This is a genomic window from Streptomyces sp. NPDC002076 (genome assembly GCF_053593835.1).
Window position 1 is genome coordinate 202,264 of record NZ_JBSFDI010000009.1, and the last position, 22,398, is coordinate 224,661.

The following is a 22,398-nucleotide window of genomic DNA, read 5'->3' on the forward strand; positions in this document are numbered from 1 at the left end:
CGGCCATGAGCGAAGTGAGCGAGGTCAGCCAGGAGGCACCGGTTGGCCCGGATGCGCGAGCCGGTGCTGCTCCGGTGCAGAGTGAACTGGACCGCAAGATCAACCGACTCTTCCCAGGCGCCGTCGTACGCAAGGATTTGGTTAAGGCCGTCAAGGGCAACGCCATCGTGCCGTCCTACGTGCTGGAGTACCTGCTCGGGCAGTACGCGGCCTCTGACGACGAGGCCACCATTCAGGCAGGCATCGACACGGTGCGTAAGATTCTGGCCGACCACTACGTGCACCGGAATCAGTCCGAGCTGGTGAAATCCACGATCCGCGAGCGTGGGCGGCACCGGATCATCGACAAGGTCACGGCCACGCTCAACGAGAAGGACGACGTCTACGAGGCCGAGTTCGCAAACCTCGGCATCAAGGGCGTGCTTGTCGAGCCCGCCACGATCAAGGCGCACCCGAAGCTGCTCGTCGGAGGAGTCTGGTGCATCTGCGACATCGAGTACTTCCACAGTGCCGACCCGCGGGTCGTGCCGTGGATTCTCGGGTCGATCAAGCCCATCCAGTTGTCGAACTTCGACATCGAGGGCTATTTGGTGGCTCGGCGCGAGTTCACTACTGACGAGTGGATCGACCTGCTCGTGCAGTCCATCGGGTTCAATCCCGAGTTGTTCGGGAGGAGGGCCAAGCTCCTCCAGCTCGTGCGGCTCATCCCGTTCGTCGAGCGTAACTACAACCTTGTTGAGCTTGGCCCCAAGGGTACCGGAAAGTCTCATATCTTCTCAGAGTTCTCGCCCCACGGCATGCTCATCTCTGGTGGCGAAGTCACTGTGCCGAAGCTGTTCGTCAACAACGCCAACGGGCGCATCGGCCTGGTCGGCTACTGGGATGTTGTCGCGTTCGATGAGTTCGCGGGCAAGAAGAAGCGCACCGACAGGGCGCTCGTCGACATCATGAAGAACTACATGGCGAACAAGTCCTTCTCCCGCGGCGTTGAGACGCTCGGCGCTGAGGCGTCTATGGTATTCGTCGGCAATACCTCGCACACCGTGCCGTACATGCTCAAGCACTCCGACCTGTTCGACGAGCTGCCCGAGAGCTACCACGACTCCGCCTACCTCGACCGGCTGCACCACTACATCCCTGGGTGGGAGGTCGACACCATCCGCGGGGAGATGTTCTCAGACGGCTACGGGTTCGTCGTCGACTACATCGCCGAAGTACTCAAGTCGATGCGCTCCCAAGACTACTCGGACCGCTACCAGCAACACTTCTCGCTCTCGTCGGACATCTCGACGCGTGACCGCGACGGGATCCATAAGACGTTCTCCGGGCTGATGAAGATCCTCTACCCGCACGGGGACGCAGCGCCTGAGGAGATCGAGGAGATCCTGCGGTTCGCGATCGAGGGGCGCAAGCGCGTCAAGGACCAGATCCTGCGGATCGACTCGACGATGGCCGACGTCAAGTTCGGGTACCTGGACAGAAGCGGCACCTGGCACGCAGTCTCGACCCTGGAGGAGGACGAATACCCGGCTTACTACCACTGCGAGCGCCGCGAGCGTTCCGAGGCTGCTGATAGCGCGATCGAACCGCTGACCGGCGCGGCGGTACCCACCGTCCAGGATAGGACTCTGGATGAGCACGCGCATGTGGTGGCTCCGCTGTTCGAGGGGCACCGTGAGTTCCAGGAGAACCAGCGCGGCGTCTCGTTCGACACGCTGCTCGCCCCTTACCTGCGCGGGGCTGGGCAAATTACGATCACAGACCCCTACATTCGCCAGTTCCACCAGGCCCGCAACCTCATGGAACTCATCGAGGAGATCGCAGCCGTCAAAGACGCCGCCGACGAGGTCAACGTCAAACTCATCACCTCAGAGAGCAACGGCGGTGAGGACAAGGTCCGCAAGCAGCTTGAGCTCCTGCTCAAGGTTAAGCAGGGCGCAGCAGCCGGCGGCATCAACCTCGACGTCTCGTTCACCAACACGATCCACGACCGTTCGATCGTTACCGACACCGGCTGGAAGATCGTGCTCGGCCGCGGTCTCGATATCTTCCAGTATGTCACCGGTGATGCATTCGACCTGGCTACCAGGCACCAGATATACCGCCAGGTCAAGGCGTTCGGGGTGACCTACATCCGCGAGGGGGAATGATTGAGGTATGGTGCGGCAACCCTCACGGTGCGGGCAGCACCTCGATCACCGTTCGCCCGGCTGTTCTTCCTGCTCGGCTACGCCCGCAACCTGAAGGTTGGCGCGACGAGACCGTCGAGGGTGCCGAGCACGACGAACTCGTCTCCGCGCTCGCCCACGCCTACGAAGTACCAACTCAAACGCGCCCTGCGCCAGGGAGCGCTGCAGGGGTAATGCACCACTGAGGAGACCTCCCTGCTCGTGCTTAGCCGAACCCGTGAGGCCGACCAGATCCGCCGCCACTTCGGCCTAACCTTCCCCGTCGAGAACGCATATGACGAGTACACCGCCGATATCCCCGAGAACCAACTCCTCCGCGCCTCCGCCGAGTGCCTACTGCGCGTGCCCGGCGTCAACCGTCCGACACCGCCTACTGCACCACCGCGCGCCTCCCTTGGCCGCATCGCGGCAGAGCTCGGCGATGCGGTGCCCGTCGCGGGCGCCTGACCGTGCCGCATTCTGCCTGCCACGCCGTCTCCGCTTCCCCTGCCGCGAAGGAGCCAACGGCCCTCGACGCCTGTGCGCGCGTGGGACGTTGGCCTCGGGTTGATCGGCGGACCGTCTTCAGTGTCGCCCGGCAAGCAGACACGGTCAGGGGCCGCCGCCACCTGCTCGTGGCCGCCCTGGTGCGGGGGAGTGGCGCCAAGGCGCAATCGGTGAGCCGACGCGGGCGCATCTTCGAGCACTCCACGTCTGCGGTCATCGATGCCCAGCTCGGCGCCGCACTCGGGATACTCCGTGAACGAGGAGCCACGGACGCGTATCGAGCCTTTCACGAAGACCAACGCATCCCGCACCTGGGCCCGGCCTTCTTCACCAAGGTGCTCTACTTCGCCGGACACGACGACACCGGCATCGGGCCGCGCCGAGCGGTCATCTTGGACAGCGTCGTCTCCCGCGCCCCCCAAGGCCAAGGTGGCCGGCGACGCCTCCTGGCCGGAGAACGGCTGGACCACCGACCAGTACGGGCAGTACCTTACTGCGTTGCACGACCACGCACAGAAGCATTGCGTCGCGCCTGATCAGGTGGAGGCAGCCCTCTTCTCGCGCGGCCAGTAACTGGCTTAGGCGAAGGGCGGCACTCTCGTCACCCGCTGGCGCACCGCTTGGGCGCCCGGGTGGAGGCTGGACCGGGCGGGATGGCGCCCAACCTGGAGCCCCGTGTCGATATCCTGGGCCGCATGCCAGCCACGCACCTCGTGATCATCGGTGATCGCACCGCCCTCAGTTGGGTCCTCAATGAGCAGCGCATGGCCTTCCCGGCAGCGCGTGCTCGGGCGGTTCGCACTATTCGGGAGGGCGACGAGGTGTTTTTGTATTCCACCCGCCGCTGCTTCGGCAAACCTGCCCGGGACCAGGGCCGCGTGATCGGTCGCGGGGAAGTCGCAAGCGAGGTGCGCACCCTCGACGAGCCTGTGGTCTTCGCCGAGCGCTCCTTCACGGAGGGCTGCGATCTGCGGATCCACGGCCTCGCGCCCTTCCTCGAAGGATTGGTCCTGCGAGATTTCGTCAGCCGCCTTGAGGCGTTCCCCGACCCCGCCTCTTGGAGCGTACGACTGCGTCGCCCCTCCCTTACGCTGTCCGTCGCGGACGCGGATCTCCTGCGTCGCGAGGTCGAACCGATGCTGAAGCCATATGCCGAGACTGTCTCTGCCTATAAGTGGCCGCCGAGCACGGGTTGACGGCCCATCGTGGCGCAGCAGGAGATTGTCGGCTGGCACTGGATGGCCGCTCTCGGCTGTGAGATGACTGCGGCCGTTACGACGGCCGTCGGCCCCCCAGCCCTCCGAGGGGAAGCTTGTGAAGTAGCTCTGGTGCTCTACGGCATCGTCCCAGTAGGGATAGCGTCTTTGCACATGGCCTCGATAGCGTCCAATTCTGGGATGCTTCGGTGGATCTCAAGTCCCCGGAATTTCACGGCAGTAGACTTGGCAAGATTGATCAGCATCTCGAAGCTCTCAATGATTTCGGTGATCGAGGGCATGGGATCGTCGCCTCGTTCTTGGGGAACTCGGTGGGTTCGCCGAACGGCTCTGCTCGAACCTCGTCCGCAGGGCCTGTCTGGTCGCCGGTGAAGTATTCAAGCGTCCTGCGGCAGAAGTGGACCCTGGCCGTAGTTCAATACTGCGGCGGACTGAGCGACCTCAGCGAGCCGGAACATACGTCTGCCAGCGCAAGTCCCGAGGCCGCGAACGTCAGCAGACGCTGACCGACACCTTGCGCTATCACGACAGGGCAGCCGCACCAAATCACTGATTCTTCGGATTCTGATCCTGCTCGCCAGCAGTCATCCGTGCGGATTCGCCGCGCGGTGGGCGGGAAGGATGGAACGTCCGCTGTTTTTACAGCGCTTACCCCGGAGACACTCGATGCGTAACCAGTCCAAGCCTGGAGTTGAAGCCGCGTTCCTGAATGTTCAGAACGCCGCAAGTTACGTGCGTATTTCGGTGAACACCCTGTATGTGTGGCGCCATCGACGGCAGGGGCCGCCCAGCTTCCGGATGGGGTCCGGCGGGAGGGTCATGTACTGCCGGTATCTCCTCGATGCGTGGCTCAGTGAACAGCAGCAGGCGGACTCGCGGTCGAACCCGGCCCTCAACCCGCTGAACAAGGCCCGCGGCAGCGCGAGCGTCGCCGGGCTGCCTGACCTGACTCTATGAGGGCCGGGCCCCCTTCCGTGCACAGCCCGGTGGATTCTGGTTCCGGGTCCCGTACGTGCTCGGGAAGGAGGCCCTCAATGTCGGTCTAGGTCGGCATCGACGTGCACCGCAAGCGCTCGCAGATCGCGGTCGTTGATCACGACGGTGCGGTGCAGGTGAATCGAAACGTGCTCAACGGGGTCGAGACGGTGCTCTCGGTGATCGGGGATCTTCCAATCGGAGCCCCGGTGGCCTTTGAGGCCGCCTACGGCTGGGGCTGGCTGGTGGAACTGCTGGAGGACTACGGCTTCGAGCCGCACCTCGTGCACCCTCTGCGGTGCAAGGCCATCGCCTCCGCCCGGCTGAAGAACGACAAGGTTGATGCGGCAACCCTTGCGCAGCTGCTGCGCGCGGATCTGCTGCCGGAAGCGTGGATCGCCCCGCTCCAGGTCCGCCAGCAACGGGCCCTGCTGCGCCACCGCTGCCAGCTGGTGCGTCTGCGCACTCTGCTGCGCAACCGTGTGCATGCCGTCCTGGCGGACTACGGCTGCGACCGCCCCGGCAGCTACTTCACCGCTCCGGGACGCCTCTGGCTGGACGGCCTGGAATTGCCGGACGCCTCACGCCGAGTGGTCGACGATCTCCTGGTCCTGATGGACGCGCTCAAAGAACCGATCGACGCCCTGGACCAACAGCTGCTGGCCCACGCCCGTGGTGATCCGCGAGTCAAAACCCTCACCCAGCTGCCGGGGGTGGGCACGCTCACCGCCCTCATCATCGTCGCCGAGATCGGTGACATCAGCCGCTTCGCCTCCGCCCGCAAGCTCACCGCCTGGGCCGGCCTCACCCCAACCGTCCGCAGCTCGGATCTGACCGTCCGGCACGGCCACATCTCCAAGCAGGGTTCGGACTGGCTGCGGTGGATCTTGTGTGAGGCCGCCCAGACCGCAAAACGCTCGCCGGAATTCGCCGCCTCCTACCAGTGCCTCGCCCGGCGCCGGGGCAAGAAGATCGCCACCACCGCGATCGCCCGCCGCCTGCTGGCCCGCGCCTACCATCTGCTGCGCGCAGCCGAGGTCCCACACGGCCGGCAGGAGTCCCGATGACAGCAGCCGATGACAACCGCCAGGGGCGGTCACAGACCCCGGGTGAGCTCGCGTTTGCCCATGAGACGGGCCGTCGCCCGTGCTCGATGACCTGACTGAGCAGCCCGGATCCCCGAACCACGGTCATGGCGCCGACCTGCCCGGCCAGACGCCGAATGGGTGGATGTGAGCCAACTCCGCCAGGCCATCAGAACATCGGGGACATCAACGACCACACCCCTGAAGACTCGTGACGCTTCCTCGCTCCCGACAGCAGCGGCTCCCCGCACGGCAGAGCCCTGCCGGACAAGCCAGGAAGGCCCACAAACGAAAGCGCCTCGGCACAGAACAAAAGCCGCGGGTCGGGACCACGCCTACGCTTGACAAGCCCGGCCCTCATGGGTGGGAAAACGGGTCTGAGGAGTTCAGCAGCACTCGGAATTTCATGCACACGGAGATCGTCTGTGTGTCTGATCGCGACACAGATCGCGCCGAGAGACGCAAGGCGAGGCTGGGGGTAAGACGAGTATGGCGGGCTACATCGAAGACCGGTGGCTCAAGGCAACGACTGTCCCCTGCTGGCATCTCCCACCTCCACGACCATCGCTACGCCCCAAGAGCACCGATCAAGTGGTCATCAAGATCGGCGACGAAACCCTCTGTACGCCACGGACGCAGCTCCTGCCGTGCCCGGCGGAGCCGGATGGTGGCAACCCGACTGCCCGTGCTCGAGGCCCCGTCGATGCACTCGTGCAGCAGCTCGGCGGCGGCACTCGGATCGCCGAGCCGGATGCGGGCGAGAGCCTGATCGGTGGTAACGATGGCGCGCTGCACGCGTTCGCGTGGCCTGGTGAGCGCCTGCGCGGACCGGGCGAACGCATCGTGGGCCACTGCAGGATCGCCGACGTACAGCTCGCACAGCCCGTCGAAACCGCGCAGGTGGGCGGGCGAGAAGCTGCTCGATGAAGGATCGCCCTCCCGGTCACCGTCCATGTCGTACCACGCCAGCGACAGTGCGGCCTGCGCGTGCCGCTGGGCCCCGGCGCGTGCGGCGATCTCTGCCTGCAGCGCGTGAGCGCGACCGCGGACGGTGATGCTCGCACCGGCTCGCGCGTCGCGTACGGCGGCATCGACGAGGGTACGGGCGGCGCTGATACCAGGCGTCGAGTACAGGGTGACCAGAGCGTGGCTCATTTGGACGACGGCGCGTTGCCACGGGTCGCCGATGCGGCTGGCCGTGTCAGTGGCTGCGGCGTACAGAGCGCGTGATGCGTCGTCGTCGCGGGTCTCGAAGGCGAGACGGCCGGCGAGGGTGTATGCCTGCGCAGCGATCGAGCACAGTTCGGGGAGCCTCGGCGGGGGCACGGCATCTGCGAGGAGTCGGCGGCAGGATTCGATGATGGGCGCGAGCAGCAATTGCAGGCGCACGAACGGGATGCTGCCGACCTGCCCGTTCACGTCGTCGATGGCCGTACGCATTCTTCCGAGCAGCTCTCCGTCGATACGGGCTGGATCAGCGAGCGCTTCGTTCAAGGCGCGCTGCGTCGACGGCCCGAGCAACGCAAGCAGGCCACCGCCCCCATCTGTGGCGGTGCGCACGAGCAGAGCGCGCAGCTGGTGGAGCTGGCGCTGGCTTTCCCCCAGGTGAGCAAGGGCATCGAGCAGCTCGGCAAAGTCCGAGCCAAGGCCGAGACTGTATTGTCCGTCGGAGCCGCGCGCATAAACGTGGCCGAGCAGGAGCTGATACCGCTCGCCCGGCAGGATGGGCGCTGTCGAGCTCTCCCACCGGGCCACGGACCGCTGCACACTCGCGATGCTGGAGCCCAAGGGTTGCCCGAGCCGCGACGCCGTGTGGATGATGGCCCGCGCGGTGTGCGCGAGGGACCAGCCGCGGGACAGCCTGAGGCGCTTGAGGGTGGCGGCGCCGACGCGCCGGTCGTGCGCGTTCATGCCCTCATGATGCCCGCTGTATGGGTGACACGGGCACGATCAGGCGAGGTTTCCCCTGCTGGGCACAGTAGTTGATGGTTTGCCAGGTGCCGGACGTGCCTTCGGGACCATGGAGCGGAAAGCCGATCACCATGTCGGACCGGTCGACCATCCAGCAGTTGCGCGCGTGATACGCCGGTGTCCGCAGCTCCTCCGCGCCCAGCTCGATGATCTCGTGGACCCTCTCACGGCGCCGCTGGATTGCCTGCTGCGCTTCGGGCGGCTGCTGGGCGATCGTGCCCGGCGCAACAATCGTGATCTTCGCCTCTGAGTTCTCCGCAAGCCACAGCATGGACAGACTGTCGATGCCCTTCGCACCCCCGATGTAGAAGTGCGCCTGGTCACTGGCGAATGGGCCTAGGAATTGCTTGAACAAGTTGCTGTATCGGGTGAGTTCACGGTGCTCCGTTGACCGTGTGCCGGTAATCGTCACAGCCAGAGGCATGATCAACTCCGTGTCATAGGTTGTCAGATGCCGGGCCTCACAGGACTGCGGTGAGATCGTCGCATGGACACGACCACCGCACCGGCCATTCTCGCGGAGCAGCTCAGAGTATGGGGATTGTCCGTAACAAACACAGATGACCGAAGGCTAAGCGTGGTAAACCCGGTCAATCCGGCCTGCACTGAGGCCGTCGGTACTCGTGACGGGCTCTACGTCACCGGCTGGGGGTACGAGCTGGGCGAGTCCGGTGACGAGGCAGGCACGGCGCAACGGCTCGCCTTGCTGTTGAGCCGCCCGTCTGGCTGGCAAACCAGCGGCACTGAGACGCAAGGATAGGCGGCCCGTGCAGCAGCATCAGCGATACTTCACCAGCCACCCTGCCTCCGCCGCGCAGGCGCGCACTTTCGTCGCCGAGACCCTCACCACATGGCAGCTCGACGACCGATTCGACGAAGTACTCCTGTGCGTCTCCGAACTCGCCACGAACGCGATCGAACACGCCAGCCCCGCCGAACGAGACTTCCTTGTGCGGGTGGTCTGCGGCGACGGACGGCTGCGTATCGAGGTGGGCGACAAGGGCGGCGGAACCCCGGCTGTGCGAGACGCCACCGCCGAGGACTGCCATGGGCGAGGTCTCTTCCTGGTCGCCGAGCTCGCTGACGACTGGGGCGTGGCCTTTCATGAGGAGGCCGGCAAGACGGTATGGACCGAGTTCAAGCTCAACGCCCCCTCCCGGGCCGAGAATGATTCCACGCTCGCGCCAGCCCCCTCCGCAACCCAGGCCGTGTCAGCGGGGCTGTTTGCCGCGCTCGGTGTCTGGACCTGGATCGGCGCCGACGGCCAGGGCGACCCGCTCGGGATCGTGCTGCTCGCGCACCCGCCGGGGCGGCGCCACGGTGAGGGCGACGAGCGGATCGAACAGCAGATGCGTACCCTCGCCGACGCATTCCACCTCGTCGAAGCCGGTCAGCCGCTGACCGACATCGGACCGCGGGTGACCCTCCACCCCGGCGCCCGCATCCTGCTGCACCCCGACGGTTGTCGGTTTGCCGTGCAAGTGCCAGCGCATCCCCGGCTGGCACGGCTGCTGACCCAGCGAGGAGAACTCGCCATCGCCGTGGGGCTCGACCCGCTTGCCATCGGTGCAGCGCCCGCCGAAGTCGACCTGTATGTCGACCGCGGACTGCCCGCGAACCGCCTCCGGCTCGGCCGAGCGCGAGCCGCTGCATCCCTTCACGCCCACCGGTCAGCGGATGCGTTCGGCGCGGCGAAAAGTCCTTGAAAGAGCTGGTCAGAGTGGGGTTCCGCTCTTCGCGGCGCCACGGTGTCGTGGTCGCGACCCAGTCGCGATCACCGGGGAGGTCCCTGCCGTGGCGCCGATTCTGTTCACCACTGCGCTGTTGCTGCCGTTCGTGACGGCGGCCGGCCCAATCGCGCTATGCGAAGCGCGCGAGTGCGTACGTCCCGGCCGTGGCCGCCACCGCCGCGTCGTGCGCGGACGCCACGCGGCACGAGGAGGGCGGCGATGACCACACACGACGCCCTGAACGCCACCCCGTTTGTCGTGTGGCGCTGGACAAGCTGCACCCCCGACGCCCCAGCCCAGGCCCGTGCCGCCCTGCGCTGCGCCCTCGACCAGCTCGGCTTCGACGGCGAGGTGATCAGCGACGCGGTACTCACCGTCTCCGAGCTCGTCACCAACGCCACCAGACACGCGGTGGGACCGTACGAGATGCGCCTGCGTTGCATCGCTGCCGGGATCATCTGCGAGGTCGAAGACCATGATCCGCAGATCCCGGAGATTCCCGCATTCCCGGCCACGGCACCGTACACCCCGGCCGAGGAGAACCGCGGGGGCGGCCTGGAGGCGTTGTACGCGTTACTGTCTGAGAGCGGGCGCGGCCTGCACATCGTCCATGAACTCACCAAGGGCGCCTGGGGATACCGAAGCCGCAAGCGGACGAAGACGGCCTGGTTCGTAATCCCGGCCGTCTCGTGGACTGCGAAGCGTTCCTGAAAGCTGGGCGCGCCGAATAGAGCCGGTGGCCGCCCGGGCCTTCATGGCGAACCGGCATATGAGCAGCGCACCGTCACGCTGTGGAGCGGAATTCACCCCACTCATTGGGATTGTGCACTGCAGCGGTGGGTAACTCCAGTCGCATCCGATCACTTAAAGTTGTCGCCCCAGCGGTTTGGGTGACGGAAAGTGGGGGCTGGGTGAGAACGCAAAGGCGGGCGGCGGCGCTGGCGGCGGCAAGTGCGGCTATCGCAGGGCTGTTCCTGGGCGGCTGCGCGGACGGTTCATCAGATGCCAAACCGCTGCCGGAGAAGACGGTTTCTCGAACGCCGAATGCGCAGCATGCAGAAGCGATGGATGCATACCGGGCCATGTGGGGCGATCTTGTTGCCGCTGCGCAGACATCGGATGCCAAGTATCCGCGCCTGGAGGCGCATGCCTCGGGAGAGGCGTTGGAGCTGCTGCGCTACATGATGACGCAGGATCGAAAGAAGGATGTTGTCACCAAGGGGCAACTGCGTCTTGACCCCGTCGCGGAGAAGCGTGATGCCGCGACGGTCGTGATTCGGGACTGTGCAGATGCCACCGATTGGCTGCACTACGCCAAAGACGGCAAGCGAGAGGACGATGTTCCTGGTGGTCACCATCGCGTCGATGCGACCGTCCGACAGCAACACGGGGCCTGGACGGTCGAGCGTCTGTACATCGACAGGGTGGGAACGTGTTGAGGCTCAGCTCCGCTTTGCCGATGGTGATGGCGGTGCTGTGCATCGTGGTACTACTCCCTGCACGTCATGCTGCCGCCGATGACGGGTTGAGTACTGGTTCCGCAGTTACGTGCACACCTGGGGTTTGCGATGCCGAGGCACGGAGCGTCAGAAGGAGTCCGGGTAGTTCGGGTAATGACAGGCCGGTGGCTCATGGCGCGGTGGCGAAGCCCAGCGGCGGCGGTGGTGGGGGAGGACCGGAAGGGCCGCCGACGGTCACGTCGACCGGTTGGGAATACGACATGGGTGGCGGTATGGGGATCTTGCCACGCTTCGATCCCGAGAAGCCGGAGAAGCCAAAGCCGGGCGGTGGCGGGCATCAGGTGCCCGTGGAGGTGGTCGTCCAGCAGGCGGTGAGGCGGTTGAAGTTGCCGAAGCCCGTGATCCATACGAGTCCGGACGAGAACTTCGCGCAGGTGGTTCATGTGCCGACGTGGATGTGGGTGGAGCACTCTACGTGGGGGCCGGTGTCGGCGTCAGCTTCGGTGGAGGGTGCGACTGTGACGGCGACGGCTCGGCCACGGCGGGCGGTGTGGTCGATGGGTGAGGGTGGGCAAGTGGTGTGCCAGGGGCCGGGGACGCCGTACTCGGCTGCCTACAGTCCCCAGGAGTCGTCGCCGGACTGTGGTTACACCTATCAGCGAGCGTCGGTGTCCGCGCCGGGCCGGTCGTACACGGTGTCGGTGCAGGTCACCTGGGATGTCGACTGGCATGGAGGCGGGCAGACCGGGGTCGTGCCGGGGCTGGTGATGACTGCTGAGCGGCAGCTGGTGGTGGACGAGGTACAGACCGTCGTCACGCGCTGACGACGCGGGCTGAGTGCGCGGCCTGTCCTGCGTGGGCGGGCCGGTGAACGTTGGAATTCTTCTGATCGCGAGGTGAGTTGTGGGTGCCCCCATGTCTTCTTCGGCTCTGAGCGGCGGCGGATCGCGGGTGCCAGGAGCGCGCCGGTCGGGCCCGGAACAGCAGCCGCCGGTGACGGGCGCCCGTCGTCGCAGACTGGGCTGGGTGTGGGCGGGGACCGGGGCAGTGGTGGTCTCAGCGGTCGGCTTTGCCCTGGTGGCGCAGGCGGTGGGGGAGCGGGAGCAGGTTCTCGTGCTGGCGCACGATGTGCCGGCCGGGCGGGTGCTGAAGCTGGCCGATCTGCGTGCCGTGGAGGTGGCGGCGGACGCAGGTGTGGTGCCCCTCGCGGATCGGGGCACCGTGCTGGGGCGACAGGCGAAGGTGCCACTGGTCGCTGGATCGTTGCTGGCTCCCGGCCAGGTGGGCACGAGCGCGGTGTTCCCTCCGAGGGGGTACTCGCAAGTGGCGCTCGCCGTGGAGCAGGGCGGCGCACCGCCTGATCTCGCCCGCGGAGAGCGTGTTGCGGTCCTTCCCGGCCCGGACGGTGCCGCAGCGGCCAGCGATCAGGAGACGGCGCCATCGGCGGTGGCGGGGACGGTGACGGGCGTGAGGGAGCCGGAGTCGGCGGGCGGGCCTCGGGTGGTCACGGTGTTGGTGGAGACCGGCGCGGCACGGCGGGCGGCGCAGCTTGAGCATCCGCGCGTGGTGGTGCTTCCTGCCGAGGGGCGTGAGGCGCCGTGAGGCGGATGGTCGTTCTCGGGTCGGTCTCGGGCGCTCCGGGTGTGACGACGACGGCGCTGGCCCTTGCCGCGGTGTGGCCGCCGGGGGTGGATGGTGGGGTGCGGCCGGTGATGGTGGAGGCGGATCCCTCCGGCGGTGACCTCATGATCCGCTTTGGTCTGCCGTCGTCTCCCTCGCTGCTGGATGTCGCGGCGGCGGCCGGGCAGCCGTATCCGGGCTCTTTGCTGGGGGCGGTGAGTGAACTGCCCTTCGGTGTGCGGGCGGTGGTCGCGGTGCCCGGCCGTGGTCCGTGCCGGGAGGCTGTGCGGCTGCTGGCTGGTGAGGCCGGGCGGCGTGTGTTGCTGGGGGATGGTCATGATCTTGGCACGGTGCTGCTGGACGTGGGCCGCCTTGGCGAGGATGTCGAGCTGTTGCTCCAGGCTGCGGATCAGGTTGTGCTGGTGACGCGCGGCGGGGCGGAGCCGCTGACCCATGTGTCCGCCTTCGGCCTGGACGTTGACGCGTGTGCCGGGCGGCTGACGTTGGCCGTGGTCGGGCCGTGCCCGTACCCGGCTGACGAGATCGCGAACACGCTCGGGATCAGGCACGTGGTCTTCCTGCCCTGGGATGCCAAGGGCGTGGCCGCGATGAACAACCCCAAGCAGAGCGCGTTGCGCATCGCCGGGTTCCGTCCGACACCGCTGATGACCGCCGCGCGCATGCTGGCGCGTCAGCTGGTAGATCCGCAGGAGAGCACGACGAGGGCGAACGCCACGGACGGTGGCCGTGTGACCGAGAGACACGAGGTGCACCTGGGTGGCCGGAGTCGGACGGGGCTGGTTCGGGTGCCGGGAGCCGGGGAGAGCCGATCATGAGCGAGCTGCTGATGCCGCCGGGGGTGATGCCTGGTGGTGAACAGGAAGTGGTGCACCTGGTGCGCCAGCGCGTGGCGGCCCGGCTGGCGGCGTACGCCGACGAGCGCGAGTCGGCGGGTTTGCCGGCGGAGGATGAAGCGGCGCGGCGGGCCACTGTGGGACTTCTCCTCGCGGAGGAACTGGGGGAGGAGCGGCGTCAGGCGTTGGCCCGGGGTGGTTCGGTGATGGATGCCGCCGTGGAGGAGCGGATCGCGCAAGCTGTCAAGGACGCGCTGTTTGGTACCGGACGCCTGGAGCGGCTGCTGGCCGATGAGCGGATCGAGAACATCTGCGTCAACGGCTGCGATGTGGTGTGGGTCAAGGACGCGGTAGGCGCATGGCGTCGTGAGGCACCGGTGGCCGCCTCGGATGAGGAACTGGTGGAACTGGTCCGCACACTGGCTGCCCGTACGGGCGGAGAGGAGAGGCGCTTCGACCGGGGCATGCCGCGCCTGAACCTGCAGCTGCCCGACGGTTCCCGGCTGTTTGCGGTGATGGCGGTTACCGGGCGGGTGTCGTTGACGATCCGGCGTCACCGTTTCCCGGCCACCTCGATGGCGGAGCTCGTGCGGTTGGGTGTGTGCGACGAGCAGCTGGCGGGATTCCTGCGGGCGCTGGTGCGGGCGCGTAAGAACATCGTGATCGGCGGTGGCACCAATGTCGGCAAGACTACGGTGCTGAGAGCCTTCGCCCACGAGATTCCGCCCGAGGAACGGCTGGTGACGATCGAGGACACCTTCGAACTCGGTCTGGACGCCGATCCGGTGGCGCACCCGAACGTGGTGGCCATGCAGGCCCGGGAGCCGAACATCGAGGGGCAGGGCGGCATCGACCAGGCGGAGCTGGTGCGGTGGGGGCTGCGGATGTCTCCGGACCGGGTCATCGTCGGCGAGATCCGCGGGGCCGAGGTCATCCCGATGTGCAATGCCATGAGTCAGGGCAATGACGGCTCGTTGTCCACCATCCACGCCTCCACCTCGCGCGGGGTGTTCACCAAACTCGCCTCCTACGCTGCGCAATCCCCGGAACGGCTCACGTTGGAGGCGACGAACCTGATGGTGGCCTCCGCGGTCCACTTCGTCGTCCATCTGGGCTGGGACGCCGCAGGCCGACGGGTCATCGATTCGGTGCGCGAGGTCATCGACGCGGACGGGGCACAGATCGTCTCCAACGAGGTCTACCGCCCAGGCCCCGACGGGCATGCCGTGCCAGCCACTCCACCGCGCACCGAGACCCTCAATGACCTGGTCGCAGCCGGGCTGGACGCCCGGGAAGCCGCCTACCAGTGGTGGGGAGCAGCCTGATGAACAGCCTGATCGGCCCCGCTGCCTCGACGGGCGTCGCGGTCGCGTGCGGGACGGTGTTCGGGCTCGGCCTGGTGGCCATCGGCTACGGCGCTGTGCGGCGGGCGGCGCGAGAGGGGCGGCCCGGCCTGTGGCGTGCACTGGTATCGCGGCTGCCTGCGGACTGGACCACGCAGCGCGTGGTGATCGCGGTGACGGCCGGGGCGGCCGCAGGAGTGCTGACGACATGGCCGGTGGCGGCGGTGCTGACCACGGTCGCCGTGCTCACCCTTCCTGGTCTGCTCGGCCCGGACCGGCACGCGGCCCGGCGTACGGAGCGGATGGAGGCGATGGCCACCTGGACGGAGATGCTGCGCGACACCCTCTCCGCCGCGGCCGGTCTGGAGCAGGCGGTGCTGGCGACCGCGGACATCGCCCCGGCAGCGCTCGAACCCGAGATGCGGCAGCTGGCCGCCGCCGTCCGCTCCGGGCATCCCCTGCCGACTGCGCTGCGGGCATTCGCGCAGGAGGCCGATGACCCACTGGCCGATGTCGTGGTCGCCGCGCTCGTGATGGCGGCCGAGCAGCAGGGCAGTCACCTCGCGCCGCTGCTGGGGGAGCTGGCCGAGTCGGTGCGCGAGCAGGTGGCCATGCGGCAGCGCATCGACGCCGGACGGGCGAGCGTACGTACCGGAGTGCGCGTCACTGTCAGCGTCACTCTGGGCATGGTGCTGGGGCTGGTGGTCTTCAACCGCCCCTACATGGACCCCTTCGACTCGCTGACCGGGCAGGTGGTGCTCGCCGTGGTGGGTGCCCTGTTCGCCGCGAGCTTCACCTACCTGAGCGTGATCGGGCGCATCGAGGAACCCGTGCGGCTCATCAGCACGACCGCTTCCCGCACCACGGCGGGTACCGAACCGGGAGGTGCCCGGTGATTGTCATGCTGCTCGGTGCCCTGTTCGGCGCCGGGGTGACCGCCCTCGTCTACGGCCTGCGACCACCCCGGCCCGCGCTCGCCGATGTCCTCACCGCTCTCAACACTCCTGTCCCGCAGACGGTTTCACGTACGGGCGAGGCGGGTGACGTGGAGTGGGCTACTCGGCTGGGCAGATGTGCCGTGCCGCTGGTGCGGGCGCTGGGTTTTCCCACCGCCTTGCTGCGCGCGGACCTGGCCGTATGCGGCACGGATGAGGAACGGCATCTGGCGGGCAAGGCGGTTTGCGCCGCCGCAGGACTCGTCGGCCCGTGGGCCGCCACGCTCCTGCTGCGTCTGGGGGCCGGTATCGGGGCGGGCTGGTGGGTGCCGCTGGTCGGCTCACTCGCCCTGGCCGTCGTGCTGTTCTTCACCCCCGACCTGTCGGTACGCCAGCAGGCCGCACGGCGACGCCGCGAGATGCGCCACACCCTCAGCCTTGTCCTGGACCTGACGGTGATCGCGCTCGCCGGCGGCGCCGGAATCCAGCAGGCCCTCGCCCAAGCCGTGGCCGCACCTCAGGGATGGGCGGCGGCGAGACTGCGGCACGTCCTGCATGTCGCCCAGCTCACCCGCACCAGCCCCTGGTCTCATCTGGGGGATCTGGGACGACACCTGGCCGTGACGGATCTGACCGAGCTGGCCTCCACGCTCAACCTCGCCGGAAGTGAAGGCGCCAAGATCCGCGGCTCGCTCGGGGCGAAGGCGCGGGCGATGCGGCGGCGGAGGATCTCGGAGGCCGACGGCGCCGCCCAGGCGGCCACCGAGCGGATGTCGCTGCCCGTGGTCGGCCTGTTCGCCGCGTTCCTGCTGCTGATCGGCTACCCGGCCCTCGCCCACGTCATGTCGATCACCTGAAGCGCCCACCCGTACGCATACGAAACCCTTAGAGAGAGCTCCGCCATGTTCCCACTCGACATCCTGGCCCGCCTGGTACGCGCGCACCTGGCCGAACTCCGCCGACAGGCCCGCTCGGACGCGGGCTACACCACCGAGACCATCGTCGTCACCGCCCTGCTGGCGATCCTGGGCCTGACCGTGGTGGGCATCATCGTCGCCAAGGTCACCGCCAAGGCGAACAGCATCGACCTGGGCGGCTAAACGGTGACCAGGTTCCGTCGCAGACTGCGCGGCGACCGCGGGGCGGCGAGTACCCAACTGGTGCTCGTCGTCCCGGCCCTGCTGCTGATCGCGCTGCTGGCGGTGCAGTTCGCGCTGGTCTGGCACGCACGGCACATCGCCCAGTACGCCGCCCAGCGGGCCCTGGCCGCCGCCCGCACCGAGAACGGCACCGCGGCGGCCGGCCAGGCACAGGCGCGACGCAGCCTCGCAGCACTGGGCAGCCGCGTTCTGACCTCTCCGTCTGTGACCGCCGAGCGCAGCGCCACCCACACCACCGTGCGCGTGCAGGGGACGGTGATCCGCGTGCTCCCCGTCCCGGGCCTCGTGCTGCACGCTTCCGGCACCGCCTCCGGCCCCACGGAGAGGATCACCACACCCACCGGAGGTCAGCCGTGATCGGGGCGCCGCGCCGCACACGCGACGACGCGCAGACGGGCTCGGCGGCGGTGGAGCTGGTGCTCGTCACGCCGCTGCTCGTCCTCGTGTTCCTGGTCGTGGTGGCTTTCGGGCTGCTCGCCGATGCCCGTCTGGTCGTGGCGGACGCCGCCCACCAAGCAGCCCGCGCCGCCTCCCTAGCCCGCACCGAGAAGGACGCCCACGCCCAGGCCGAGCGTGCCGCCGACGAAGCACTGCGCGAGGTGGGAGCCTCCTGCAGGCGCCCGAGCGTCCGCCTTGCCACCGGCGGACTCACGCCGGGCGCCACCGTGACGGCACGGGTCTCCTGCACCGCCGATCTGGGCCGCCTCACCCACACCGGGCTGCCTGGCCACGTGACGCTGGCCGACACAGCCTTCTCCGTCGTTGACACCTTCAGGAGCACCCCGTGAAACGACGACTGCGAGAACGTCTGACGCAGGTCCGCATCGGGCTGTCGGCCGGGGACGATCGGGGGCAGGTCACCGCGTTCGTCGTCTGCGTCTTCGCCGCGCTGTGGCTGTTCGCCGGGATCGTGGTCGACGGCGGCCTCGCCCTGACCGGCAAGGCTCAGGCCCTGGATGTGGCGCAGGAAGCCGCCCGCACCGGCGCCCAACAACTGGACATCGGCCGCCTCCGGCGCGGCGAAGAAGTCCGGCTCGTACGCGACAAGGCCGCAGCGGCGGCCCGCGCATACGTCGCCTCCACCGGAGACAGCGCCACCGCCACCGTCAAGGGCGAAGCCGTCACCGTCCACGTCACCCACCACCAGCGCACCCAGATCCTCCAACTGATCGGCCTGCGCACCCTCACCATGCACGCGACCAGCACCGCGCACGCCGAACGCACCACCCCATAGGACCGTTCACTTCACCATCCACTCCGGCAGACGAGAGCGAACCGGCGATGACACATCCACCGCAGCTGCGCCAGCGCCTGACAGCTGCCGCCACGGCCACCGGGACCCTGGCCGTCACGCTCACCCTGCTGGCCGGAATGCCCTACGTCCTATGGCGAGCCACCGGTGCGCCCTGGCCCGAACACATCTCCTCCCTCAGCGAGTTCGGACAGCGGCTGGCCCAGCCGGTCAGCGACCCCATGACGATCGACCTGTTGGCCATCGTGGGCTGGGTGTGCTGGGCCGCCTTCGCCTCCACCGTGGTCCGCGAGACCATCTGGTACGCCACCCACCTCCCGCAACTGCTGCGCGACCGTCACGCGCACCATGAACACGTCGCCGCCCTGTCGGTGAAGGGCTCGCTTGCCGCGCTGTGCATCGGCACCCTCGTCGTCGCACTGATCGGCCTCTGGCGCCCTGATACAGCCAGTGCCCAACAGCCCCTCTCGCCGGGCGAGGTACGGCCGCACACCGCCGCGACAGCGCCTCTCATCCCAGTCTCGGTCCAGCAGGCATCCGTCGCCGAGCTGGCCTCGGCGCGCGCCGGGACGACCAGACCCACTTCAACACGCTCCACACCGCCCGGAGAGGTTGAGGCCGTCGGGCACGCGGAGTACACGGTCGTCGAAGGCGACACCCTGTGGGATATCGCGCGCATCCACCTGGGCGATGCGCTCAAGTGGCCACGCATCTATGCCCTCAACAAGGACCGCGTCCAAGGCGACGGAGCCCAGCTCACCGACCCAGACCTGATCCGGCCTGGGTGGCAACTGACCATCCCCATCGGCCGGGCCGCCACCCCGCCGACGACATCTCCTCCCGTCCCAGCGGATCCGGCACCAGCTGCCACACCCACGAAGCCCTCCCAGACCGCGCCGGCGCCGCCGCCCCTCGACCAGCGCAAGAACACTGGACGACAAGAGGATGGCGAGCACGCTCCCGCACAATCCGTGCGACACGACGAGGCCACGACCCAGAAGCCCTCTCCGCAACAGGGTCCGGCCGCCATCAGCTTCGGAGAGGCGAGCCTGATCGGCATCACCGCGGCGGCCGGACTGCTGGCCGCACGCCGCTACTGGTACTGGCACCAACACCGCCAGCGCGAGCCCGGCCACGAGACGGAAGTACCCGCTCTGAGCCCGCTGGTGGACAAGGCCGCACAGGCCGCCCACGCGGCCACCCGGCCCCGCCACCCAGCCGATGCCCACCTTCTGGCCCCCCGCCGCACCCCGTCTCAGCAGCCCCGTCCAACGGGCACGGTCACCATCGGAGTACAGGAAGATGCCGAGGCTTCCCTCGACGAGCTGACCCTGCCCGGAGGCTGCGCTTGGAGGGGTCCCGGCGCCGAGGGCGCCGCGCGCGCCCTGCTGGCCGGCGTCCTCACCGCCGCCGAACGCCAGCGCCCCGGGCCACCGCGCGTCACGGCGGTCGTCCCCCACGACCTGGCAGAGAGCCTGCTGCCCGGACTGCCCACTCAGTTCACTGCCCTGACCCAGAGCGCCGACCTCGCAGAGGCCGTCCGAGCCGCAGAACAGCACCTGATCGCCCACGCCCGCACCCACGACGAGCACGACACCCCGCCCGCGGCAGCCTCGCAGGCGAGCCCACACTCCGCTCCGGAGACCGAGCCGGGCACCCTCCTCCTACTCGCCACGCCGGACGCGGCCCACACCGGACAGCTGCAGGCCCTGGCCTCGCGCAGCAGCCCCGCAACGCTGATCGTCCTCACCCTGGGCACCTCGCTGCCCGGTTCCATCTCGTGGCACATCGCCGACGACGGCACCGTCACCAGCGAGGGACACGATCACCACCCAGGGACACTCCGGCTGTTCCACCTCACGCCCGAAGCAGGACGAGACGTGACTGACGTCCTCCTCACCGCCCACGGCCAGCGCCCCCGCCTGCGCGTTCTCCCCGCGCCAGCGCCGCGCCCCGATTCCGAACATTCAGAAACCCCCACCCCGCCTCCGGCGGATGACGAGCCCCCGCACCCGAATGCGGTCGAGCCCACGAGACCGGCACAGACCAAGCCCGTACGCCTCCACGTCTTCGGCCCCGTCACCCTCTACGCCCGCGGCCACCAAGACCCCGTCGGCACCAACCTGCGCGGCGAAGTCCACGAATTCCTCGCCCTCCTCGCCGCCCACCCCACAGGACTCATCGCCTCCGACATCGCCGACAAACTCCACCTCGCCCCCGGCAGCGACCAGAACGCCCTCAAAAACCTCCGCCGCGCCGTACGACGCGCCCTGCGCGCCGCTACCGGAATCACGGCGCAGGAGTTTGTCCTACTCCAGGGAGAACTCCACAAACTCAATCCAGAACTCGTGGAAACCGACCTCGCGGATTTCAGCACCAGCCTCAAAGAGGCATTCTCCGCCCCCGATACGGAAGAATCCCGGGCAAATAGCCTCTCCGCCGTGCGCGACGCCCTGTCCCATTACCGAGGCCCCTTCGCCCACGGCAGTGACTATCTGTGGGCCGACACGATCCGCGAACACCTCACCATGAAGGCCACCGACGCCGCCCTCCGCCTGGCCCGCCAAGCCGAAAGCGCCGGCGCCGCGCCACACGAGCTGGACGCTGTCCTTGCACTACTGGAACACCTGGGCGGCCTGCATCCCGACCATGAACGCCTCGCCCAGCACACTATCCGTCTCTACCAAGCCACCGGACGCCACGACGCCGCCCGGCACGCCTACACCCGCCTCACGCGTCACCTCACCGAGCTCGGCATCGAACCAGAACCGGCCACGCAAGCCCTCATCGCACCCCATACCCGGACCCGGCAGATGCGGTAAAGACGTAGGTGTCGCCGCCACCGCCCTCACCGCCGCGCACGCCCAGCACATCCAACTGCCCGGCCAGGACACGGCCGCGGGCATCACCGCAGACCTCGCCGCGCAAGTGCTGGCCCTGGACGAACGGCTCAAGCAACTCGACCGGCAGATCAGCGACGCCTTCCACACCCACCCGCAGGCCGCTGTCATCGAGTCGATGCCCGGCATCGGCCCCATCCTCGGCGCCGAGTTACTCGTCGCCGCGGGTGACCTAGCCGCCTACCCCGACGCCGGTCACCTCGCCTCCGCAGCCGGCCTGGTCCCCGTCGCCAAAGACTCCGGACGCCGCACTGGCAACCTCCGCCGGCCCCAGCGCTACAGCCGCCGCCTGCGCCGAGTGTTCTACCTCTCCGCGCAGACCAGCATCATCCGCGACGGCCCCAACCGCACCTACTACCTGAAGAAGCGAGCCCAGGGTCACAAACACATCCCTGCCGTCATTGCCCTCGCCCGCCGCCGCGTCGACGTGCTCTGGGCCCTGCTCCGCGACAACCGCCACTTCGTCACGAGCCCACCAGCAAGGACGCGCACCACCACAGCAGCTTGACCCAGTCGTGAAGACTCCGCCGACCGCGATCACAAGTGCGGCGTGCATGATGACGCAGTGCAAGCACTTCTGGTCAAGCGCGGACGACGGGGGAATCGTGGCCTACCAACTCAGCTTCTTCTGCCGCTCTGGAGAAGACAGAGGCGACGAGGCGCTTGATCGCCTGCTGGACTACCTGCTGGAGAGCGGCGACCGTCTGGTGGGCGAGTGGTTGGGGCCGTTCGGGGATTCGGTGGCCGCGTTCAGGCTCGGTACTGGTTCCAGCGAGAGCGACAGGCCAGTCGCGGACTTGCTGACACTGGAAGTACACGTGGGCGTAGCAGAGATCGCAGGGTCTGTGATCACTGCATCGCCTAATGACGAGCAGGGCATCTGGGGATGCGACCTGCTAGCCACCGTCACTCTCAGCGGGGACAACCCCGACTGGGCTTTGCTGCACCGCATTTGGGCCGCGGTGGTGAGCCTGTGGGAGGCGGTTCCTTGGGACGAGTCCTCCGGGTTCGAGATCGCTGCCGGCATGCCGCACCTCTGAGCTCCTACCAAGATCACGGCCAGTTGCGGCGCAGGTCAGCAACGCCGCAGGCCAGACACCATCCGCATACGCGATCTCCAGACTGGTGCTGAAGCACCCGGCCCACGGCGCTTGACTGGGCCATTAAGACTCCACCGACCGCGTGGGCATGCCAGGGTTGGGGTCCGCGCTTCTGGCTAGG

General features: G+C 68.0%; 24 protein-coding genes and 2 pseudogenes. 24 read left to right on the forward strand and 2 right to left on the reverse strand.

Features of this window, described 5'->3' with window-relative positions:
* The first annotated feature begins 5 nt into the window (after positions 1-5).
* The 7 genes and pseudogenes from brxL to ACWCQS_RS21010 all read left to right on the forward strand — a co-directional run bounded on the left by brxL (position 6) and on the right by ACWCQS_RS21010 (position 5,934).
* Positions 6-2,150: a BREX system Lon protease-like protein BrxL gene (gene brxL / locus ACWCQS_RS20980; protein WP_451005811.1), complete on the forward strand. Its 2,145-nt coding sequence runs from the start codon at positions 6-8 to the stop codon at positions 2,148-2,150.
* A 240-nt stretch (positions 2,151-2,390) separates the two neighbouring features.
* The gene (locus tag ACWCQS_RS20985) at positions 2,391-2,636 is read left to right on the forward strand and encodes a 5-methylcytosine restriction system specificity protein McrC (RefSeq protein ID WP_451005812.1); all 246 of its coding nucleotides are present in this window, start codon (positions 2,391-2,393) and stop codon (positions 2,634-2,636) included.
* A 2-nt stretch (positions 2,637-2,638) separates the two neighbouring features.
* Positions 2,639-3,088 (forward strand): annotated as a pseudogene (locus tag ACWCQS_RS20990) (8-oxoguanine DNA glycosylase OGG fold protein); the annotation flags it as partial.
* A 16-nt stretch (positions 3,089-3,104) separates the two neighbouring features.
* Complete coding sequence (locus tag ACWCQS_RS20995; RefSeq protein WP_451005813.1) at positions 3,105-3,248, forward strand: 8-oxoguanine DNA glycosylase OGG fold protein; 144 nt, start codon at positions 3,105-3,107, stop codon at positions 3,246-3,248.
* 122 nt (positions 3,249-3,370) lie between these two features.
* Positions 3,371-3,871, forward strand: coding sequence for a hypothetical protein (locus tag ACWCQS_RS21000; protein WP_451005814.1), 501 nt, complete (start codon positions 3,371-3,373; stop codon positions 3,869-3,871).
* Positions 3,872-4,558: 687 nt separating this feature from the next.
* The gene (locus tag ACWCQS_RS21005) at positions 4,559-4,849 is read left to right on the forward strand and encodes a helix-turn-helix domain-containing protein (RefSeq protein ID WP_451005815.1); all 291 of its coding nucleotides are present in this window, start codon (positions 4,559-4,561) and stop codon (positions 4,847-4,849) included.
* Positions 4,850-4,950: 101 nt separating this feature from the next.
* Positions 4,951-5,934, forward strand: a complete 984-nt coding sequence (locus ACWCQS_RS21010) for an IS110 family transposase (RefSeq protein ID WP_451005816.1) — start codon at positions 4,951-4,953, stop codon at positions 5,932-5,934.
* Between the two features lie 585 nt (positions 5,935-6,519).
* Here the strand turns inward: ACWCQS_RS21010 and ACWCQS_RS21015 are convergent.
* Complete coding sequence (locus tag ACWCQS_RS21015; protein ID WP_451005817.1) at positions 6,520-7,863, reverse strand: hypothetical protein; 1,344 nt, start codon at positions 7,861-7,863, stop codon at positions 6,520-6,522.
* A gap of 4 nt (positions 7,864-7,867) precedes the next feature.
* A complete protein-coding gene (locus ACWCQS_RS21020; protein WP_451005818.1) occupies positions 7,868-8,347 on the reverse strand; it encodes a hypothetical protein in 480 nt (159 codons plus the stop codon).
* Positions 8,348-8,410: 63 nt separating this feature from the next.
* Between ACWCQS_RS21020 and ACWCQS_RS21025 the strand changes: the two genes are divergently transcribed.
* The 17 genes and pseudogenes from ACWCQS_RS21025 to ACWCQS_RS21105 all read left to right on the forward strand — a co-directional run bounded on the left by ACWCQS_RS21025 (position 8,411) and on the right by ACWCQS_RS21105 (position 22,217).
* Positions 8,411-8,683 (forward strand): hypothetical protein, encoded by a 273-nt coding sequence (locus ACWCQS_RS21025; RefSeq protein ID WP_451005819.1) that lies wholly within the window; start codon positions 8,411-8,413, stop codon positions 8,681-8,683.
* 7 nt (positions 8,684-8,690) lie between these two features.
* Positions 8,691-9,629 (forward strand): ATP-binding protein, encoded by a 939-nt coding sequence (locus ACWCQS_RS21030; protein WP_451005820.1) that lies wholly within the window; start codon positions 8,691-8,693, stop codon positions 9,627-9,629.
* A gap of 243 nt (positions 9,630-9,872) precedes the next feature.
* On the forward strand, positions 9,873-10,364 hold the full coding sequence (locus ACWCQS_RS21035) for an ATP-binding protein (RefSeq protein ID WP_451005821.1): 492 nt from the start codon (positions 9,873-9,875) through the stop codon (positions 10,362-10,364).
* 200 nt (positions 10,365-10,564) lie between these two features.
* On the forward strand, positions 10,565-11,092 hold the full coding sequence (locus ACWCQS_RS21040) for a hypothetical protein (RefSeq protein ID WP_451005822.1): 528 nt from the start codon (positions 10,565-10,567) through the stop codon (positions 11,090-11,092).
* Positions 11,093-11,292: 200 nt separating this feature from the next.
* On the forward strand, positions 11,293-11,937 hold the full coding sequence (locus ACWCQS_RS21045) for a hypothetical protein (RefSeq protein ID WP_451005823.1): 645 nt from the start codon (positions 11,293-11,295) through the stop codon (positions 11,935-11,937).
* Positions 11,938-12,160: 223 nt separating this feature from the next.
* Positions 12,161-12,715, forward strand: a complete 555-nt coding sequence (locus ACWCQS_RS21050; protein ID WP_451005824.1) for an SAF domain-containing protein — start codon at positions 12,161-12,163, stop codon at positions 12,713-12,715.
* Positions 12,716-12,756: 41 nt separating this feature from the next.
* Entirely contained in the window at positions 12,757-13,569 is an 813-nt protein-coding gene (locus tag ACWCQS_RS21055; RefSeq protein WP_451005825.1) for a MinD/ParA family ATP-binding protein, read from the forward strand.
* A complete protein-coding gene (locus tag ACWCQS_RS21060; RefSeq protein WP_451005826.1) occupies positions 13,566-14,912 on the forward strand; it encodes a CpaF family protein in 1,347 nt (448 codons plus the stop codon). Before ACWCQS_RS21055 ends, ACWCQS_RS21060 begins: the two co-directional genes overlap by 4 nt.
* Positions 14,912-15,826 carry a type II secretion system F family protein gene (locus tag ACWCQS_RS21065; protein WP_451005827.1) on the forward strand — a complete coding sequence of 305 codons (915 nt, stop codon included), beginning with the start codon at positions 14,912-14,914 and terminating at the stop codon, positions 15,824-15,826. Before ACWCQS_RS21060 ends, ACWCQS_RS21065 begins: the two co-directional genes overlap by 1 nt.
* A complete protein-coding gene (locus ACWCQS_RS21070) occupies positions 15,823-16,722 on the forward strand; it encodes a type II secretion system F family protein (RefSeq protein ID WP_451005828.1) in 900 nt (299 codons plus the stop codon). The genes ACWCQS_RS21065 and ACWCQS_RS21070 overlap by 4 nt, the downstream gene beginning before the upstream one ends.
* 45 nt (positions 16,723-16,767) lie before the next feature.
* Positions 16,768-16,965, forward strand: a complete 198-nt coding sequence (locus ACWCQS_RS21075) for a hypothetical protein (RefSeq protein ID WP_351604320.1) — start codon at positions 16,768-16,770, stop codon at positions 16,963-16,965.
* A gap of 3 nt (positions 16,966-16,968) precedes the next feature.
* A complete protein-coding gene (locus ACWCQS_RS21080; protein WP_451005829.1) occupies positions 16,969-17,382 on the forward strand; it encodes a TadE/TadG family type IV pilus assembly protein in 414 nt (137 codons plus the stop codon).
* A 50-nt stretch (positions 17,383-17,432) separates the two neighbouring features.
* The gene (locus tag ACWCQS_RS21085; RefSeq protein WP_451005921.1) at positions 17,433-17,813 is read left to right on the forward strand and encodes a TadE/TadG family type IV pilus assembly protein; all 381 of its coding nucleotides are present in this window, start codon (positions 17,433-17,435) and stop codon (positions 17,811-17,813) included.
* Positions 17,810-18,259 carry a pilus assembly protein TadG-related protein gene (locus tag ACWCQS_RS21090; RefSeq protein WP_451005830.1) on the forward strand — a complete coding sequence of 150 codons (450 nt, stop codon included), beginning with the start codon at positions 17,810-17,812 and terminating at the stop codon, positions 18,257-18,259. Before ACWCQS_RS21085 ends, ACWCQS_RS21090 begins: the two co-directional genes overlap by 4 nt.
* A 47-nt stretch (positions 18,260-18,306) precedes the next feature.
* Positions 18,307-21,099, forward strand: a complete 2,793-nt coding sequence (locus tag ACWCQS_RS21095; RefSeq protein ID WP_451005831.1) for a BTAD domain-containing putative transcriptional regulator — start codon at positions 18,307-18,309, stop codon at positions 21,097-21,099.
* Positions 21,100-21,106: 7 nt separating this feature from the next.
* A pseudogene (locus tag ACWCQS_RS21100) lies at positions 21,107-21,685 on the forward strand (transposase); the annotation flags it as partial.
* A gap of 7 nt (positions 21,686-21,692) precedes the next feature.
* Positions 21,693-22,217 (forward strand): hypothetical protein, encoded by a 525-nt coding sequence (locus ACWCQS_RS21105; protein ID WP_451005832.1) that lies wholly within the window; start codon positions 21,693-21,695, stop codon positions 22,215-22,217.
* The last annotated feature ends 181 nt before the right edge of the window (positions 22,218-22,398 follow it).